The sequence below is a fragment of the Pseudomonas sp. MF06569 genome, assembly GCF_059862735.1.
The window spans coordinates 107,052-124,175 of record NZ_JCBCUZ010000006.1; the positions used below are offsets into that span (position 1 = coordinate 107,052).

Below are 17,124 nucleotides of genomic sequence, written 5' to 3' on the forward strand. Positions count from 1 at the left end.
CTTTAATCAAGTTCATCAGTGTGCGGATGACTGGCGCTGTCGAAGTTGAGCCCGTGCTTGCGCAGTTTGTCGTGCAAGGTTTTACGGGGCACACCCAGGGCTTCGGCCAGGCTGCGCATGGAGCTGTGGGAGCGCTCCAGTTCGGCGGCAATCAGGCTTTTTTCAAAGTGTTCGACTTGCTCGCTCAGCCCCCCCGAAACCTCATGCCCGGTTGACTCCTTGCCTTCAGCCGAGTCGTCCAGCGCCAGCTCAAGACCAAGGGCGAAGCGCTCGGCGACGTTTTGCAGTTCTCGCACGTTGCCCGGCCAGTTATGTCGCAGTAACAACGCCCGTTGCGCAGGCTGCAGGACGTTGGGCGTCAGGTCGTGGCGCACGCTGGCCTCGCCGGCAAAGTAATCAAAGAGCATCAGGACGTCTTCACCCCGTTCACGCAACGGCGCAATACGCAGGGGCGCAACGTTCAGTCGGTAATACAAGTCGGCGCGAAAACGACCCTGATCCGCGGACTGGCGCAGGTCTTCCTTGGTGGCGGCGATTACCCTGATATCCAGCGGAATCAGTTGATTGCCGCCCAGACGCTCGACCACCCGTTCTTGCAGCATGCGCAGTAATTTGACCTGCACATCCAGGCTCATGCTTTCGATTTCATCGAGGAACAGCGTGCCGCCATTGGCAAACTCAAACTTGCCGATGCGGCGCTTTTGCGCACCGGTAAAGGCACCCGGCTCGTGGCCGAACAGCTCGCTTTCAACCACTGATTCGGCCAGAGCCCCGGCGTTGATTGCCACAAACGGGCCGTTGCGTCTGCTCGACAAGTCATGCAGCGCCCGTGCGACCACTTCTTTGCCCGAGCCGGTCTCGCCCAGAATCAACACATCGGCCTTGGTCGCCGCCAGTGCCCCGATCTGCTCGCGCAAACGCAGCATGGCGGGCGACACACCTACCAGTCGCGTGCTCAGTAGCTGGCGATCACTCAGGGCCAGGCGCAGGCTGCGGTTATCCAGGACCAGGGCCCGCAAGGCCAGGGCACGGCGCACACTGTCGAGCAAGGCGTCGCTGGCAAAGGGCTTTTCGAGAAAGTCATAAGCCCCCGCACGCATGGCCTGAACCGCCAGCGGTACATCGCCGTGACCAGTGATCAGCAACACGGGCAGTTCCGGGTCCTGGCCATGCAATTGGGTGAGCAGCTCAAGGCCGTCCATGCCCGGCATGCGGATATCACTGACCACGACCCCCGGCCAGTCGCGGCCTATGCGTTCGGCAAGGCCGTTTGCTTCGGCCAGCGGCACTACATTGAGACCTGCCAGGTCCAGGGTTTGAAACAAGGCCTGACGCAGGTGCGGGTCATCATCGATCAGGATGACCTGAACGCGTGGATCGATGGGCTGGCTCATGACCTGGAGTCCTCCGAGGCTTGCAAACTCACGCCCGGCGCCCCTGCGCGCAGTCGTAAGGTAATTAAGGCACCGCCTTCCTTGTGGTTGGCGAACAACAATTCGCCGCCAAACGCCCGGATCAGCGTGTCACAAATGGCCAGCCCCAGGCCCAGGCCCTGAGTGCGGGTCTTGGTGGTGTAGAAAGGCTCGCCGGCGCGGCCCAACGCCTCCAGGCAAAAGCCCGGGCCGTTGTCGCGAATGTACACAGTGACGCCTTCCGGCGTGGATTGGGCACTTAGCCACAAGCGTCTGGGCGGGCCTTTTTCGGTCAGGGCATCGAGGGCGTTGGCCAGCAGGTTGCCCAGCACCTGGCGCAGGCGGGTTTCTCCGGCTTCGACCCACAGCGTGGCGGCGGGCAAATCGCGGATCAGTTCGACTTCCATTGCGCGCCGCCGTTTGGCCAGCAAGGCCAGCGCATCGTCCAGAGCCGGTTGCAGGGCGACGCTTTCAGGCGCATGGCGATCACGCCGGGCGAAGGCCCGCAGGTGGGCAATGATCGAAGACATGCGCCCGGTCAGCTCATTGATCAGTTTCAGGTTGCCCCGTGCGTCCTCGATGCGCTGGTGGTCGAGCAGCACTTCCGCGTTCTCGGCATAGCTGCGGATGGCCGCCAACGGCTGGTTGAGTTCGTGGCTGATGCTGGCCGACATGGTGCCCAGCGCAGACAGCTTGCCGGCTTGCACCAGATCGTCCTGGGCGCGCACCAGTTCCTGTTGCGCATGCTCGCGCTCCAGCACTTCTTCACGCAGAAGGCGGTTGAGCCCCTCAAGGTCGCTGGTACGCTCTGCCACACGCATTTCAAGTTCACGACGGGCCTTGGCTTCAAACGCAATGCGGTCCAGGTAATGGCGCCGCCGCTGCATCATCAAGCCAATCAGCAGCATAACCACCAGCAAGGTGGCGCCACCGATGGCCAGGACTGTGCGCACCGAGCGGTCGATCAGCGTGCGCGGGGCAAGGATATTGACACTCCAGCCTGTCTCGTCGATTTTTTGGGTTTGCACCAGCCAGGCGTTGAGGTCCAGGTTCAGCGGTTTAGGGTCGCTGGTCGGGTAGGGCAGGATGGCAAAAATGGCCTGGCGCTCTTCTGGCGACAAATCGCGGGTGGCCCTGAAGCGCCATTCCGGGCGTGAGGTGAGGATGACCACGCCGTTACTGTCGGTTGCCAGCAGTTGCTCGGGTGTACTGCCCCACAGCTGTTCGGTGTGGTCCAGGTCGACTTTGACCACCAGTACGCCGAGTTTTTTATCGCCGTCGAGTATGGGGGCCGCAAAGTAGTAACCCCGTTTGCCGGAGGTGGTGCCCAGCCCGAAAAAGCGCCCCAGCTTGCCTTCCATCGCCTCGCTGAAATACGGGCGGAACGCGAAATTGCGCCCGATAAAACTGTCGGCCTGATCCCAGTTAGAGGTGGCCAGGGTATCGCCGTGGGTGTCCAGCAAGTACATGACCACGGCACCGGTCTGGTTACTGATGTCATCCAGCAAGTGGTTGGCCTTGGCCTGAGCCTCGACATCTTCAGGGTTGGCCAGTACGGCGCGCAGGTCTGGCAGTTCGCCGAGAATCTGCGGCAGCACCTCATAGCGATGCAGCGTGCCCAGCAGGTTGGCGACGTACAGGTCGAGGGTCTGGCGATTTTGTCCGGCCAGTTCGCTGCGGTAATAGCGTTCGGCCAGGTGCTGCAGCGGCCACAACAACGGTGCGAGGCACAACGCCAATAAGGCCAGGCTGCGCCAGCGGGGTCTGCGAGGAACTGAGGAGGTGGTGATCATCGGGAGGCCGCGCCGCAAGAGTACGACGCAGTATACCCAACGAACCCCGTGGGAGCGGGCTTGCTCGCGATGCAAACGCCGCGGTCTTTGAAGCAGGCCGCGGTGATGCCCTCGCGAGCAAGCCCGCTCCCACAAGGGGGGTTGGCGTTAGTGTGGCTGCCCGGCCAGGCACTCGCGCAATGCGCTCTGCCAGTCGGGCTGGGTGACGTTCCACTCGCGGGCCAGGCGACTGCAATCCAGCCGCGAGTTTTGTGGCCGTGCGGCAGGCGTCGGATAGGCGCTGGCAGGGATAGGTTCCAGGCTCGCGCACGACTTGCCTTGGGCGCTCAGGTGTTCGGCAATGGCCTGGGTGAAGCCAAACCATGATGTTTCGCCCTGGGCCGTCAGGTGGTATGTGCCCCAGGCCACGGCCTCGCCGGTTTGCCAGCGTTCGATCAATGCCCGCGTGCTCTGGGCAATGGTGCCAGCCCAGGTCGGCGCGCCGATCTGGTCAGCCACCACGCGCAGTTCCGGACGCTCTTGCAACAGGCGCTGCATGGTCAGCAGGAAGTTCTTGCCGTGGGTCGAGTACACCCAACTGGTGCGCAGGATCACATGCTGAGCTCCGCTCGCAGCGATGGCCAGTTCACCCGCCAGCTTGCTTTTGCCGTAGACGCCCAAGGGGTTGGTGGCATCGTCTTCGGTATAAGGCGCAGGCTTGCGGCCATCGAACACGTAATCGGTGGAATAGTGGATCAGCGGGATGCCCAAGGCCGCCGCTTCTTCAGCAAACACACCGGGGGCAATGCCATTGATCGCAAACGCCAGCTCAGGCTCGCTTTCAGCCTGGTCCACGGCAGTGTGTGCGGCGGCATTGATGATCAAGTCAGGCCTGTGGGCCCGTACCTGGCTGCGGATTTGCCCGGGTACGGCCAGATCAAGCACATCGCGTCCCAGCACAACCAGCTCGCCCAGACCGGCAAGGTGCTTTTGCAACTCAACCGCCACTTGGCCGGTTTTGCCACTGATCAGGATTTTCAAAGAAGCTGCTCCATCCGTTATGCGATCAAGTCCTTGGGATCGGTGCAGCCCAGGCGCTCGCCTTGATAGCTGCCGTCTTGAACCCGGCGACACCATTCCAGGTTATCCAGATACCACTGCACGGTTTTGCGCAGGCCGGTTTCGAAGGTTTCTTCGGGTACCCAGCCCAGCTCGCGTTCGATTTTGCTGGCATCGATCGCGTAGCGCTGGTCGTGGCCCGGACGATCCTTGACGAAGGTGATCAGGTCGGCAAATTGTGCAACACCTGCCGGGTGCACTGGCGCCAGTTCTTCGAGCAAGGCACAGATGCTGCGTACCACGTCGATATTGGTTTGCTCGTTGTGCCCGCCGATGTTGTAAGTCTCGCCAACCACGCCTTCGGTCACGACCTTCAACAAGGCACGGGCGTGGTCTTCCACGAACAGCCAGTCACGTACTTGCAGGCCATTGCCGTACACCGGCAGCGGTTTACCGGCCAGGGCGTTGAGGATCACCAGCGGGATCAGCTTTTCCGGGAAATGGAACGGGCCGTAATTGTTCGAGCAGTTGGTCAACAACACCGGCAAGCCGTAAGTGCGGTTCCAGGCGCGGACCAGGTGGTCGGATGCCGCTTTACTGGCCGAGTACGGCGAGCTTGGCGCGTAAGGCGTGGTCTCGGTGAACAGGTCATCGACGCCATGCAGGTCGCCATACACTTCGTCGGTCGAAATATGGTGGAAGCGAAACGCGCTTTTTTCCGGCTCAGGCAGGGTCAGCCAGTAAGCACGGGCGGCTTCGAGCAGGCTGTAGGTGCCGACGATGTTGGTCTGGATAAAGTCGGACGGGCCGTCGATGGAGCGGTCGACGTGGGACTCGGCCGCCAGGTGCATGATCGCCTGTGGCTCGAAGCGCGCAATGATTGCACTGACAGCGGCCTGGTCGACGATATCGGCCTGTACGAACTCGTAACGGGTATCGGTGGCAATGCTTTGCAGCGATTCAAGATTACCGGCGTAGGTCAACTTGTCGAGATTGAGGACTTCGTGACCGGTGTTTTTGATCAGGTGACGGATCAGCGCTGAACCAATAAAGCCGGCGCCGCCGGTGACTAAAATGCGCATGGAGTTGTTCCCTATACCCTGAAGGCCTTTAAACGTATGGCGTATAGCTTGTGGGGATGAGCCGGGTGGTGCAAGTGGGTGTGATCAGGAATATCAATACACAGGCATTTATCCGGATTTATATCCGTATTTAAGGCGTGCATGCGGTCTGATTTGAGGAAAATTAATATAATTGCGGATATTTATCGGCTATAAAGGTGCTTGTCGTTGACGCGATGCAGACCTGCATCCATTGTCTTCATACATGACGCAATCAAAACCCCGACGCTTTCCAGGAGTCCAGATGACCACTTTGCACAGTTCGCCGCGCGCTGACGGCTTTCACATGCCAGCCGAATGGGCTCCGCAGACCCAAACCTGGATGATCTGGCCTGAGCGTCCGGATAACTGGCGCCTGGGCGGCAAACCCGCGCAGGCTGCGCACGCTGCGGTGGCCAAGGCCATTGCGCGCTTTGAGCCGGTGACCGTCGGTGTATCGGCCGCCCAGTATGAAAATGCCCGTGCGCAACTCGATGTGCCGAATATTCGCGTGGTCGAGATGTCCAGCGACGATGCCTGGGTGCGTGACAGCGGCCCGACTTTTGTCATCAACGATCGCGGTGAAGTGCGCGGCGTGAACTGGGACTTCAACGCCTGGGGCGGGTTCGACGGGGGCTTGTACTTCCCGTGGAACCGCGATCAGCAAGTGGCCAGCAAGGTACTGGAAATTGAACGTTGCCCGCGTTACTACACCGAAGGTTTTGTGCTTGAAGGCGGCTCGATTCACGTCGACGGCGAAGGCACGCTGATCACCACGGCCGAGTGCCTGATGAACCGCAACCGCAACCCCCATCTGTCGCGCGAAGAGATCGAAGACGTACTGCGTGCGCATCTGGCTGTGGACAAGATCATCTGGCTGGCGGACGGTCTGTTCAACGATGAAACCGACGGTCATGTGGATAACTTCTGCTGCTACGTCGCACCGGGTGAAGTGCTGCTGGCCTGGACCGACGACGAGCGCGACCCTAACTACGTGCGTTGCCACGCGGCGATGGATGTATTGGCAGCCAGCACCGACGCCAAGGGGCGTCCGTTCGTGGTGCACAAAATGCCGATTCCGGGACCGATGTATGCCACCCAGCAAGAGTGTGATGGCGTGGACAAGGTGGCGGGTAGCCAGGACCGCAACCCGTCGGAGCGACTGGCCGGCTCTTACGTGAACTTCCTGATCGTCAACGGCGGCATCATTGCGCCGAGCTTTGACGACCCGATGGATGCGCAGGCCAAAGCGATCCTGCAGAACATCTTCCCGCAGCACGAAGTGGTGATGGTACCGGGCCGTGAATTGCTGCTGGGCGGCGGCAACATTCACTGCCTGACCCAGCAACAGCCCGCGCCGTTCAAGGCATAAGCGGCGCTGCCCCTGTAGTCGCTGAGGAGCGTAGCGAGGCTGCGAAGCAGTCGTGAAATCATGCGTCTGGGCAGGTGAGATGCATTTTCACGATCGCTTCGCGACCGGACGCAGCCTTCGTTCCTCGTCAGCGGCTACAGAGGTACATTTTAAAACTTGTACGTTCCCGTCATCACCAGGCTGCGCGGTTCGCCCGGCATGATCTGCGCTGCGCTGGTGGCTGATTCATAGTAATAACGGTCAGTCAGGTTGGTCAGCGCACCGCTCACATCCCAGTCTTTTTCGCGATAGCCCGCCAACGCATCCCAGCGCCCGTAACCCGGCAATACCGTGGTGTTCGAGTTGTCTGCATAACGCTGGCCTACCAGGGTCAGGCCCGTTTCGGCATACCAGCCCATTTCCGGTTTCCAGGTAATGAACAGGCTGCCATTGCGCTTGGCCACGCCGTTGATGCGCTTGCCCTCCAAACCATTGTTGTCCTTGACCACTGTTGCGTCCTGCAGGCCAATGCCGCCGCGCATGTACCAGTTGCCGCCGAGTTTGCCGCTGGCCGTCAGCTCAATGCCCCGTGAACGTTGCAGGCCGGAAAGCAGGGTAATGGTCGGATCTAACGGGTCCCTGGTGCGACGGTTATAGAGCTCAAGCTCGTACACCGCCAGCGTCGTACTCAGGCGATCCCCCATCCAGTCGCTTTTCACGCCGATTTCTTTTTGCTTGGTCAGCTCCGGGCTCAGGTCATTGGTGTTGCCGACCGCCCCCGGGGTGATGCCGATCAGGCCGCCGCCCACCGGCGAGAACGTTTTGGTCCAGGACGCGTAAAACGAGTGGTTCTCCAGCGGGGTCCAGACCACGCCCAGGCGCGGGCTGGTGCTGTGGCTTTGGCGGTCTACAGTACGGTCGGTTTTCTTCAGGTAGTTGGTGGACTCGATATCAAAGCGGTCATAGCGCAAGCCAGCCAGTACCTGCCATTGATCGTTGAAGCGAATCTGATCCTGAACATACAGGCCCTGGCTTTCGACTTCGGTATGGCTGTCGCTGAATGTGGGCATTGCTCCAGTCGTGCGCAGGTTGCGGTCCGGGTTGTACAGATCAACCGAGGGTGCACTCAGGGCTTTGTAGAGCTTCGGGTCGCGACGCTGACTGCCGATTTCCAGACCGGTCAGCAGGCGGTGCTCAAGGCCAAAGGTGTCAAAGCCGCCTTCGATCTCGACGTTGTTGAATATGTTGCGGGTGCTCATGTCCTGCTGCCAGCTCTGACGATCGACCCTGTTGGTGATTGGGTTGTAGCCGGTCAGGTAGGTGTTTTCGAACTCACTGTCGAGTTTGAACACGCCGAGGGTATGACGCAGTTGCCAGTTTTCGCTTAACTCATAACTCAGGCGTGAGCGCAGGTTCTGGGTTTTGTCATCGATGTAATCGTTTTTCTCGCCGTAAGACGTGCCGCGGCTGACGTCGGCAGGGCGCCCGTTGATGCTCGGGATACCGCGATCCGGGGTGCGGTTGTAGCGGCTGTATTCGTACTGCACCAGCCAGTTCAGATCCGGGGTGATTTGCCAGCTCATCGAAGGGGCGAACAGCTGACGATTGCCGCTGACGTTATCGCGAAAGCTGTTTTTGTCTTCATTGCCCATGTTCAGGCGCAGGCTGATGGTGTCGCTCGGGTCGGTGCTGAGGTCAGCGTACAGGCTGCGCAAATCCTCGCTGCCGCCTTGGGCCTGGATGCTCGACTGGCGGCCGAACTGCGGCATCTTGCTGACGCGGTTGATGATCCCGCCCTGGCTACCGCGGCCATACAGCACAGCCGCCGGGCCTTTAAGCACTTCAATGCGCTCGATGTTGTGCAGGTCGCGCACGTATTGGCTGTCGTCGCGAATACCGTCCAGATAAAAGTCGTTGCTGGCGTCAAAACCACGGATGCGCAGGCTGTCGAAACGGGTATCGGCCGTGCTGCTGACGTTGGGAATCCCGCTCAGTGCTTCGCCCAGGCTATTGATTCCGTAATCGAGGACGTTGCTGGTTTTGACTGAATCAATGGCTTGCGGGACATAGCGCGCCGGAGTCGATGTTCGAGTGGCAGTGGTGACGTCCTTGACCCGTGGGTCATCGTCTTGCGCTTCGGTTGCGCTGATCGACAGTTCGGGAAGTACGGTGGCAGCGTTGCCAAATCCGGCGTACAGCAAAGCGCACAGCCCCAGATTCAAGGGCGTTAAACGGCGGGGGGAGAGCATGGTTGAGGAGTGTCCGGGCGGTTGAGAGAAGAGTTATATTTTTAGGGTGCGAATGGTAATGGTTCTTGTTACTTAATGTTAAGAATTAGCAATTACGTCGCCTGTAAATATGTATCTGTTTGTTTCATGCGCCTGCGGCCCGCTCCGCACCTGATTTGCCCGGTTCGCGAAACACACTAAAAGCCATACCGGCGTTTTTCCTCTCGCCCCGCAAGGCTAGGCTGGCGCACTGAGTGATTGATTTTTCGGAGCGAACCATGACTGCCACACCCGTGCTGCATTACATCTACGACCCCTTGTGCGGTTGGTGCTACGGCGCCAAGCCGCTGATTGACGCAGCACGAGGCATTTTGCCAGTCGTTGCCCATGGCGGCGGGATGATGACCGGTGCCCAGCGCCAGCCGGTGTCCGCGCAATTGCGCGATTACGTGATGCCCCACGATTTGCGTATTGCGCAGTACACCGGGCAACCGTTTGGCGAGGCGTACTTTGAAGGGTTGTTGCGTGACACCACTGCCGTGTTCGATTCGGCGCCGCCAACCACGGCCGTGCTGGCCGCTGAGCAGTTGGCCGGTCGCGGTCTTGAAATGTTGGGACGCTTGCAAACGGCGCATTACGCAGACGGGCGGCGGATTGCCGATCAAGACGTGCTGATGGCGGTGGCTGCCGAAATGGGCCTGGACGTCGAGGGGTTTCGCGCAGCTTATGACGCGGCGAGTGGCGAATTGACCCAAGCGCATTTCAAGGCCAGTCGCGGGTTGTTGTCCCGTGTTGGAGGCCAGGGCTTTCCGACTGTGGTTCTGGAAAAGTCCGGTCAATACCAGGTGATCGACTTGGGGCCGTATCTGGGCAAGCCAGAAGCCTTTGTTGCCTGGCTGCTTCAGCATGATGGTGTGAGCGTTGAACGCCCAAACGGTCTAGCGCCAGCCTGTGGCGTAGATGGCTGCCAGTAACAATTTTTGACACTTCGATCAAAACTTCTGGATGTGAAGGCAATTAACAAATTTTTCACGAAATTGACACCTTGCCTTCACGACGGCTAGGATCCTCGCCAACGCCTGTGGCGATAAGCCATACACCAACTTTGTGAAAGGCCTGTATTGAGTCGTCATGCAGGTCTTTTTTGTTATGTGAAGCAACCACCACTCAATGTTTCAGCTTGATATCCACAGCGCGCCTCTATTCAGGAATAAGGAAAATAATATGTTGAACAAACGGATAGGTCTGCTCGCTTTGGGCGTACTCAGTGCTACCCAGGCCATGGCTAACGATCAAGCTGATGCAAAAGGTTTTGTAGAAGACAGTCACCTCAATGTATTGGCGCGCAACGCCTACATCAGCCGTGACTACAAGAATGGCAAACAAGATAAAGCTGAGTGGGGCCAAGGCTTCCTCGGTACCTTCAGCTCGGGCTTCACCCAGGGCACCGTAGGCGTGGGTGTGGATGCTTTCGGCATCTACGCACTGCGTCTGGACGGCGGCCGTGGCAAAAGCGGCGCGGGCGGTATCGACTTCTTCAAGCAAGGCGCCAGCGGCAAAGCAGCTGACGACATCGCCAAGGCTGGCGCTGCAGTGAAAGTGCGTGTGTCCAACACGGTGCTCAAGTACGGCGACCAAATGCCTGCGCTGCCGGTGCTGATGTACGACAACTCCCGTCTGATGCCAGAAAGCTTCACCGGTACCCTGTTGACCTCCAAGGAGATCAACGGCCTGGAACTGAACGTCGGTCGTTTCACCGCTGAGTCGCGCAAGAGTGCTGAAGCGCGTGACAGCGGCGATCTGAAAAGCATCAACGTGTTTGGCGGTAGCTACAAGTTCACCGACAACCTGTCGGCGTCCCTGTACGGCTCCGAGATGGAAGACGAGCTGCGCAAGCAATACGTGGGTGACCTACGCGCTGCCGCTGCAAGACAAACAGTCCCTGACGTTTGACTTCAACGGCTACCGCACTCACGTCAACGATGACTACGCACGTGACGTGCTGAAAGTTGACGGCCAGGACAACAAGATCTGGAGCCTGGCGACCACCTACGGCTTTGGCGCACACACCGTGACCCTGGCTTACCAGAGCAGCACCGGCGAAATCGGCTACCCGTACGGCGGCTACCGCAACGCAGGCGGCGTGGGTGATGGCGGCAACACCATCCTGCTGGCCAACTCCTACTGGTCCGACTTCAACGCCAAGGACGAACGTTCGTGGCAGTTGGGTTATGGTTTCGACTTCGGCGCCGTTGGCATCCCGGGCCTGACCTACAACATCGCCTACGTGCGCGGCACCAACATCGACGACGGTTCCGACCGTGGCCGTGGTACCGAGCGCGAAATCTTCAACCAGGCCAAGTACGTTGTACAAAGCGGCCCGGTCAAGGACCTGAGCGTGCGTCTGCGCGGCTCGTGGTTGCGCGTGTCGAGCAACGCCAGCGACTACAACGTCGGCGGCAACGAAGTACGCGTATTTGTTGATTACCCGATCAGCATTTTCTGATGGGACCGGCCTGTTAAGCAGGCCGGACATCTGAACAAAAAAAAGCCCCGACTGGTTCGGGGCTTTTTTTTGCCGAGATTAATCGCGGCAGGTTATCCGTATTTGCATGAAACCATCGCTAACACTTGAGTCATTACGAGAACTAGTTGGCCAGCAGCTGAAATCCATACAATTATTCCCTTGAGATTATATTCCTTGGGTGGCATATTTTGAGCGGAGACTGGGATGTTGAATACACCGATGAGTTTGGGCGCTGGTGGCAAGGACTGGGTGAGAAGGAACAGATCAGTGTGGCGGCCAGCGTCAAGTTGCTGGAATTGCTAGGACCCACCCTGCGTTTTCCTCATTGCAGCGACATCAAGGGTTCGCGGCACGGTAACCTTCGAGAGCTGCGTGTGCAGCATGCAGGCCGCCCATATCGGGTGCTCTATGCCTTTGATCCGCGTCGCTGCGCCTTGCTGTTGATTGGCGGTGACAAAACCGGCAATGACCGATGGTATGACGAGTACGTACCCGTGGCGCAAAGCCTGTACGACGTTCATTTGCAAACACTGTTTGAAGAGGGCCAGGAAGATGGCTAAAAATTTTTCAGAGCTTGAAGCTCGAATGGCTCCAGAGGCCCGTGCGCAAACGCACGCCTTGTACCAGCAGCATTTGAAAGAAATGCCCTTGAATGAGCTGCGCAAAGCACGGGAGCTTAGTCAGGCTACGCTGGCTAAGGAGCTGAATATCAACCAAGCGGCGGTCTCCAAAATGGAGCGGCGCACGGATATGTATATAAGTACGCTGCGCAATTACATTCAGGCCATGGGTGGCGAGCTGGAAATTATCGCGACCTTCCCGGATGGCCAGGTGAAAATCGAAAATTTCGCCGACTAATTCCAGGACCTAAAACAGCAAAAACGACAACGCCAGCGAAGGCCCTCCCACCGACGGGCCCAGCTCATCCGGGCCTGGCAGGGACCATTGTGGGAGCGGGCTTGCTCGCGATGCAGGCGGCGCGGTCTGTCAGGTAGACCGTATTGTCAGGGTGATGACGATTCCTGAGCGCACTCGTGCAACCAGTTCATAAGCACCTGCAATCGTTTGGGCACTGTCCTGAGCGGTGGGTGAACCAGGTAATAGTCATAGTGGCCGCACTGGCTGAAACCACCGAAGGGCAGGACCAGCTCGCCACGATCAACCCGTTTTTGCACCAGTTGCTGGCGTCCGATGGCGATGCCTGCGTGGCTCATGGCCGCTGTCACGCTCAGGTCGGAACGGTCGAAGGTCAGGGTTCGTTTTGGCAGTGCCGACAGCAGGTTGTGTTGTTCGGCCCACAGCGTCCACTCGGCATCATAGGCCGCATGATCCCAGGCCAGGGAGTCGTGCAATGTGGTGCAGTTGCTCAGATTGTGCGGGTTTTCATTCAGGCGATGGCGTTGCGCATATTCAGGGCTGCACACAGGCGCCATGCGTTCGCGCATCAATCGCTGGCTTGTGAGACCTGGAAATTCGCCGTTGGCGTAGTACAAGGCCAGGTCAATCTTGCGCGTGCGAAAGTCGACATTGTCATTGCCTACCCGCAGGTCTAATGAGACCAGTGGGTAGCGCTCAATAAAGTCGGCCAGCCTGGGCACCAGCCAGCACTGGGCGACCGAAGGCCTGGCATAGAGCGCAATTGAACCGGCAATTTCTGCCTGTGATGACTGTTCAAGCGCCTCGGACAATTCCCCCATCGCACTTTGGAGAATTTCGAAAATTCGCTCGCCTTCGTCAGTCAGGCTGACCTGACGTGTAAGGCGCTGGAACAACTTCATGTTCAACGCGGTTTCCAGCCGGCTGATGCGGTGGCTTACGGCGCTCGCGGTCAAATACAGTTCCTGCGCCGCACGGGCAAAGCTCAGATGACGGGCAGCCACCAGAAAGGTGTGGAGGTTGGCGAACTGGGTGCTGTTGAGCCTGGAGCTGATACGGGGAGGCAGGTTAAGCACGGCGGGTTTCCCTCAAGCCAAAGGCTGACTTCTTACGGGATGTGGCAATACGTGCATCTTGCCACATCCGCTTTGCGCGTGAATCAGCCCAGCAGCTCACGGCCCTTGGCCAGATACGCCTCCATTTCGTCAGCAGGCACCATATTGCCGCCCGTTGCCCAGACCAGATGGGTGGCGTTGCTCATGGCCTGCGTGTCCAACCCGATGCGGGCCAGATAGCCTTGCTGGTCGGCCTGGACCCTGGCAATGCCGGGTACGCCCGCCAGCGCGGAAGGCTCAAGGCGCAGGCCTTCGCTGCGCTCCATCAGTGCCAGCAAGCTGTACATTTCTTCGTCGCTGACGGTGTAGAAACCGTCCAGCAAACGCTGCATGGCCTTGCCGACAAAACCGGAGGCCCGGCCTACTGCCAGGCCGTCAGCGGCCGTCACGTTATCAATGCCGAAATCCTGCACGCTGACTTCGTCGTGGAGCCCGGTGTGGACGCCAAGCAGCATGCAGGGTGAGTGAGTCGGTTCGGCGAAGATGCAGTGCACGGCGTCACCGAAGGCCAGCTTCAGGCCGAAAGCCACGCCGCCGGGCGCGCCACCCACGCCGCAGGGCAGGTACACAAACAGGGGATGTTGCGCATCCACGGTGATGTGCGCCGCCGCCAATTGCTGCTTCAAGCGCTCACCGGCCACCGCGTAGCCGAGGAACAGATTGACCGAGTTTTCATCGTCGACGAAATGGCAGGCAGGATCGGACTCTGCTTGCTGGCGACCCTGGGCCACGGCCACGCTGTAATCGCTTTCGTACTCGACCACCGTTACGCCATGTGAACGCAGCTTGTCTTTCTTCCATTGCCGGGCATCGGCCGACATGTGCACGGTCACCTGGAAGCCCAGTGCGGCGCCCATGATGCCGATCGACATGCCGAGGTTGCCGGTGCTGCCCACGGCGATTTTGTACTGACCGAAAAAGGCCCGTGCCTTGTCGCTGTGCAGCAGCGCGTAGTCGTCGTCGAGGGTCAGCAACCCACCGGCCAGGGCCAGGTCTTCGGCATGCTTGAGCACTTCATAGATCCCGCCACGGGCCTTGATCGAGCCCGAAATCGGCAGATGGCTGTCGCGCTTGAGCCACAGCGCGCCGTTCAGGGGGTGCCCATAACGCTGGGCGAGCAACGGCTGAAGTTGTGCCAGGGGCACGATGTCCGATTCGATAATGCCGGCGCTGCATTCGGTTTCAGGGAAGGCGCGGCGCAGGTACGAAGCAAATCGCGACAACCGGGCGCTGGCATCGGCGACATCGGCGCTGGTCAGCCCCGGATCGGCAATGGCCTGGGCGACAGGAGCCACGCCCGGGTTGAACCAGGTGGTCTCTTGCAGCGCGACCAGATCGCGAATCAGCGGATAGCTGGCGTACCAGCTTTCAAGTGTTCTGCCCAAAATCATGTCGGGGTCCCTTTAAACGATCAGTCTGAAAATACGGGTTGAATCAAACAAAGCGCGCCAGCAGCAGGGTCAGCCCCAATGCGACCGACGACGCCAGTACCGTGGCGGTGGTGAAGGTTTTCAGGGCGTCGGTCAGCGAGACACCCAGGTACTCCTTGACCACCCAGAAGGCCGAGTCGGTGACATGGGTCCAACCCATTGCCCCGGCACCGATGGCGATACAAATGATCTCCTTGCTCACGGTCGGATGCGCGCCGAGCATGGGCAGCACCATGCCTGCGGCACTGATCATGGCCACTGTTGCCGAACCGACGGCGAAGTGCATCAAGCCGGCCACCAGCCACGCCAGAACAATGGGGTTCATATTCAATTGGGTCAACGAGGCGGACAACGCGTTACCCACGCCGCTGTCGATCAGGATGCCATTGAATGCGCCTCCGGCGCCGATGATCAGCAGGATGCTGGCCAGCGGCGGAAAACTTTTTTGCGTGTAGTTGAGCAGGTCGGACATGGACAAGCCGCGACGCAGGCCCAGCGCCCAATAGGCAAACACCACGGCAATGGACAGTGCGATCAGGGGCGTACCCAGAAACGAAATCACGCTGAATGCCGTGGAATCATGTGGCAGACCGGCAGCGAAACTTTTGCCGACCATCAGCAGCAACGGCAGGGCAATGGTCAGCAGAGTGACGCCAAGGCCCGGCAAGTCACGGGTTTTGCTGTCATCACAATGTTCGTTCAAAAAGGCTTCTTGAGTGGCTGGCGCTTCGGGTTTGCACACCAGCTTGACCCACAGCGGCCCGGCAATGATCGCAGTCGGCAGCGCAACGATCAGACCGTACATGATCACTTTGCCCACATCGGCGCCCAGCATCCCGGTAATCGCCATTGCGGCGGGGTGGGGCGGCAACATGCAATGAACGGCCATCAGCGACACGGCCAGCGGTACGCCCAGGTACAGAAGATTAATTCTGGTTTCTTTGGCGACCACATAGATAAGCGGAATCAGCAGGACGAAACCCACCTCGAAAAACACCGGGATGCCGGCTATGAATCCGACCAGCATCATGGCCCACGAGGCGCGCTCTTTACCCAGGGCCCTCAACAGTGCCTGTGCGATGCGCTCCGCGCCGCCGGACTCCTCCAGCATCTTGCCCAGAATCCCGCCCAGGCCAATGATCGTTGCCAGAAACCCGAGGGTTCCACCAACACCCGCTTCATACGACGAAGCAATTTTTGCCAGTGGCATACCTGAACCGATCCCCACCACAAAGCTCGCAGCGGTCAGGGCTAAAAAAGCATGGACGCGGACTTTGACGATGAGAAAAACGATCAGGGCGATGGCGCAAAACAACACCAGCAATAGAGTGGGACCGCTGTGCATGGGAGATCTCCGGGAAGCGCTTTTATTGTTGAAATAAGTGATCGGAGTCACTTTGCTTCCGGCAATTAGAGGTTACATCTGCGCGGGCTGACAAAGGATGGTTTTTCACGGTACAGATGATGTGGGGTCATCTGTCAGTAGGTATTCATGTGCAATGACTACTGGAGCCCTGATTGCAGATGACATTTTGTGAGCGTGGTGGTTATAGTAACCACTATTGGAGGTGGCGAATTTGAATAGCCGGCAGCTGATAACCGCAATAGAAGCTGACGGTTGGTATCTGGTACGGAGCAAGGGAAGTCATCACCACTTCAAGCACCCGACGAAGCCGGGACTGGTAACGATTCCTCATCCGAAGAAAGATTTACTGACCAAAACGATCAACAGTATTTTGAAGCAAGCTCAGCTTTGACGAGCAGGCTGCTTTAACCAGCCCTGTGGAGGTTTTGAACATGCTTTACCCAATAGCGATTCGCCCTGGCGATGAACAACATGCCTGGGGTGTAGACGTGCCGGATATTCCTGGGTGCTTCTCTGCGGGGGAGGATCTTGACGACGCGATGGCCATGGCACGCGAAGCCATTGAAGGGCATCTGGAGATTTTGGCAGAAGATTGCGCCAGAATTCCTGTTGCAACCCCGGTAAGCGCTCATGTCTCCAACCCGGAGTATGAGGGCTGCATCTGGGCATTGGTCGATATCGATATCACCAGATACCTCGGAAAGGCGGAAAAGCTGAATATCACCTTGCCCGGAAGTTTGCTGAATCGGATCGATGAGTATGTGAAGCATCATCCTGAACAAAAGAGCCGTTCAGGATTTCTGGCTTCGGCAGCATTGAAGGTTTTGCAACAAGCGTAGGTCGGGGGAAGGCCACCTCGCGAAGCCCCCAAATCGTGGAGGCGAGCCT

Annotated in this window: 14 protein-coding genes and 1 pseudogene; 7 read left to right on the forward strand and 8 right to left on the reverse strand. The window is 59.0% G+C overall.

The window, feature by feature from the left end; all coding sequences use genetic code 11:
- Positions 1-2: 2 nt before the first annotated feature.
- The 4 genes from AC19YQ_RS08575 to rfbB all read right to left on the reverse strand — a co-directional run bounded on the left by AC19YQ_RS08575 (position 3) and on the right by rfbB (position 5,325).
- Entirely contained in the window at positions 3-1,394 is a 1,392-nt protein-coding gene (locus tag AC19YQ_RS08575) for a sigma-54-dependent transcriptional regulator (RefSeq protein WP_133079051.1), read from the reverse strand.
- Positions 1,391-3,205: a sensor histidine kinase gene (locus AC19YQ_RS08580; protein ID WP_500594930.1), complete on the reverse strand. Its 1,815-nt coding sequence runs from the start codon at positions 3,203-3,205 to the stop codon at positions 1,391-1,393. The genes AC19YQ_RS08575 and AC19YQ_RS08580 overlap by 4 nt, the downstream gene beginning before the upstream one ends.
- 147 nt (positions 3,206-3,352) lie before the next feature.
- Positions 3,353-4,225: a dTDP-4-dehydrorhamnose reductase gene (rfbD, locus tag AC19YQ_RS08585; RefSeq protein ID WP_500594931.1), complete on the reverse strand. Its 873-nt coding sequence runs from the start codon at positions 4,223-4,225 to the stop codon at positions 3,353-3,355.
- A gap of 17 nt (positions 4,226-4,242) precedes the next feature.
- Positions 4,243-5,325, reverse strand: a complete 1,083-nt coding sequence (gene rfbB, locus AC19YQ_RS08590) for a dTDP-glucose 4,6-dehydratase (protein ID WP_339477078.1) — start codon at positions 5,323-5,325, stop codon at positions 4,243-4,245.
- Positions 5,326-5,608: 283 nt separating this feature from the next.
- Between rfbB and aguA the strand changes: the two genes are divergently transcribed.
- Positions 5,609-6,715 (forward strand): agmatine deiminase, encoded by a 1,107-nt coding sequence (gene aguA / locus AC19YQ_RS08595; RefSeq protein WP_133079047.1) that lies wholly within the window; start codon positions 5,609-5,611, stop codon positions 6,713-6,715.
- A 149-nt stretch (positions 6,716-6,864) separates the two neighbouring features.
- Here aguA and AC19YQ_RS08600 read toward each other — a convergent pair whose 3' ends face one another.
- A complete protein-coding gene (locus AC19YQ_RS08600; protein WP_500594932.1) occupies positions 6,865-8,943 on the reverse strand; it encodes a TonB-dependent receptor in 2,079 nt (692 codons plus the stop codon).
- A gap of 257 nt (positions 8,944-9,200) precedes the next feature.
- On the opposite strand from AC19YQ_RS08600, the gene AC19YQ_RS08605 reads away from it, so the two are divergent.
- The 4 genes and pseudogenes from AC19YQ_RS08605 (at position 9,201) to AC19YQ_RS08620 (ending at position 12,307) form a co-directional block, all read left to right on the forward strand.
- Entirely contained in the window at positions 9,201-9,896 is a 696-nt protein-coding gene (locus tag AC19YQ_RS08605) for a DsbA family protein (RefSeq protein ID WP_500594933.1), read from the forward strand.
- A gap of 250 nt (positions 9,897-10,146) precedes the next feature.
- Positions 10,147-11,428, forward strand: a pseudogene (locus tag AC19YQ_RS08610) (OprD family porin).
- Between the two features lie 209 nt (positions 11,429-11,637).
- A complete protein-coding gene (locus tag AC19YQ_RS08615) occupies positions 11,638-12,009 on the forward strand; it encodes a type II toxin-antitoxin system RelE/ParE family toxin (RefSeq protein WP_500594934.1) in 372 nt (123 codons plus the stop codon).
- The gene (locus AC19YQ_RS08620) at positions 12,002-12,307 is read left to right on the forward strand and encodes an XRE family transcriptional regulator (RefSeq protein WP_500594935.1); all 306 of its coding nucleotides are present in this window, start codon (positions 12,002-12,004) and stop codon (positions 12,305-12,307) included. Before AC19YQ_RS08615 ends, AC19YQ_RS08620 begins: the two co-directional genes overlap by 8 nt.
- A gap of 146 nt (positions 12,308-12,453) precedes the next feature.
- On the opposite strand, the gene dsdC is transcribed toward AC19YQ_RS08620, so the two are convergent.
- The 3 genes from dsdC to AC19YQ_RS08635 all read right to left on the reverse strand — a co-directional run bounded on the left by dsdC (position 12,454) and on the right by AC19YQ_RS08635 (position 16,215).
- Positions 12,454-13,401, reverse strand: a complete 948-nt coding sequence (gene dsdC / locus AC19YQ_RS08625) for a DNA-binding transcriptional regulator DsdC (protein WP_500594936.1) — start codon at positions 13,399-13,401, stop codon at positions 12,454-12,456.
- An 83-nt stretch (positions 13,402-13,484) separates the two neighbouring features.
- The gene (dsdA, locus tag AC19YQ_RS08630) at positions 13,485-14,831 is read right to left on the reverse strand and encodes a D-serine ammonia-lyase (protein ID WP_338648981.1); all 1,347 of its coding nucleotides are present in this window, start codon (positions 14,829-14,831) and stop codon (positions 13,485-13,487) included.
- 43 nt (positions 14,832-14,874) lie between these two features.
- On the reverse strand, positions 14,875-16,215 hold the full coding sequence (locus AC19YQ_RS08635; RefSeq protein WP_326397210.1) for a GntT/GntP/DsdX family permease: 1,341 nt from the start codon (positions 16,213-16,215) through the stop codon (positions 14,875-14,877).
- Between the two features lie 232 nt (positions 16,216-16,447).
- Here AC19YQ_RS08635 and AC19YQ_RS08640 point away from each other — a divergent pair, with 232 nt between their 5' ends.
- Together AC19YQ_RS08640 and AC19YQ_RS08645 are read left to right on the forward strand one after the other, a co-directional pair.
- Entirely contained in the window at positions 16,448-16,627 is a 180-nt protein-coding gene (locus AC19YQ_RS08640) for a type II toxin-antitoxin system HicA family toxin (RefSeq protein WP_095001085.1), read from the forward strand.
- A gap of 40 nt (positions 16,628-16,667) precedes the next feature.
- Positions 16,668-17,075: a type II toxin-antitoxin system HicB family antitoxin gene (locus tag AC19YQ_RS08645; RefSeq protein ID WP_339477094.1), complete on the forward strand. Its 408-nt coding sequence runs from the start codon at positions 16,668-16,670 to the stop codon at positions 17,073-17,075.
- Positions 17,076-17,124: the final 49 nt, after the last annotated feature.

Coding starts and splice junctions, on each gene's coding strand:
- AC19YQ_RS08575 (WP_133079051.1), bottom strand. CDS start 1,394: ATGAGCCAGCCCATCGATCCACGCGTTCAGGTCATCCTGATCGATGAT.
- AC19YQ_RS08580 (WP_500594930.1), bottom strand. CDS start 3,205: ATGATCACCACCTCCTCAGTTCCTCGCAGACCCCGCTGGCGCAGCCTG.
- rfbB (WP_339477078.1), bottom strand. CDS start 5,325: ATGCGCATTTTAGTCACCGGCGGCGCCGGCTTTATTGGTTCAGCGCTG.
- aguA (WP_133079047.1), top strand. CDS start 5,609: ATGACCACTTTGCACAGTTCGCCGCGCGCTGACGGCTTTCACATGCCA.
- AC19YQ_RS08600 (WP_500594932.1), bottom strand. CDS start 8,943: ATGCTCTCCCCCCGCCGTTTAACGCCCTTGAATCTGGGGCTGTGCGCT.
- AC19YQ_RS08605 (WP_500594933.1), top strand. CDS start 9,201: ATGACTGCCACACCCGTGCTGCATTACATCTACGACCCCTTGTGCGGT.
- AC19YQ_RS08620 (WP_500594935.1), top strand. CDS start 12,002: ATGGCTAAAAATTTTTCAGAGCTTGAAGCTCGAATGGCTCCAGAGGCC.
- dsdA (WP_338648981.1), bottom strand. CDS start 14,831: ATGATTTTGGGCAGAACACTTGAAAGCTGGTACGCCAGCTATCCGCTG.
- AC19YQ_RS08635 (WP_326397210.1), bottom strand. CDS start 16,215: ATGCACAGCGGTCCCACTCTATTGCTGGTGTTGTTTTGCGCCATCGCC.
- AC19YQ_RS08645 (WP_339477094.1), top strand. CDS start 16,668: ATGCTTTACCCAATAGCGATTCGCCCTGGCGATGAACAACATGCCTGG.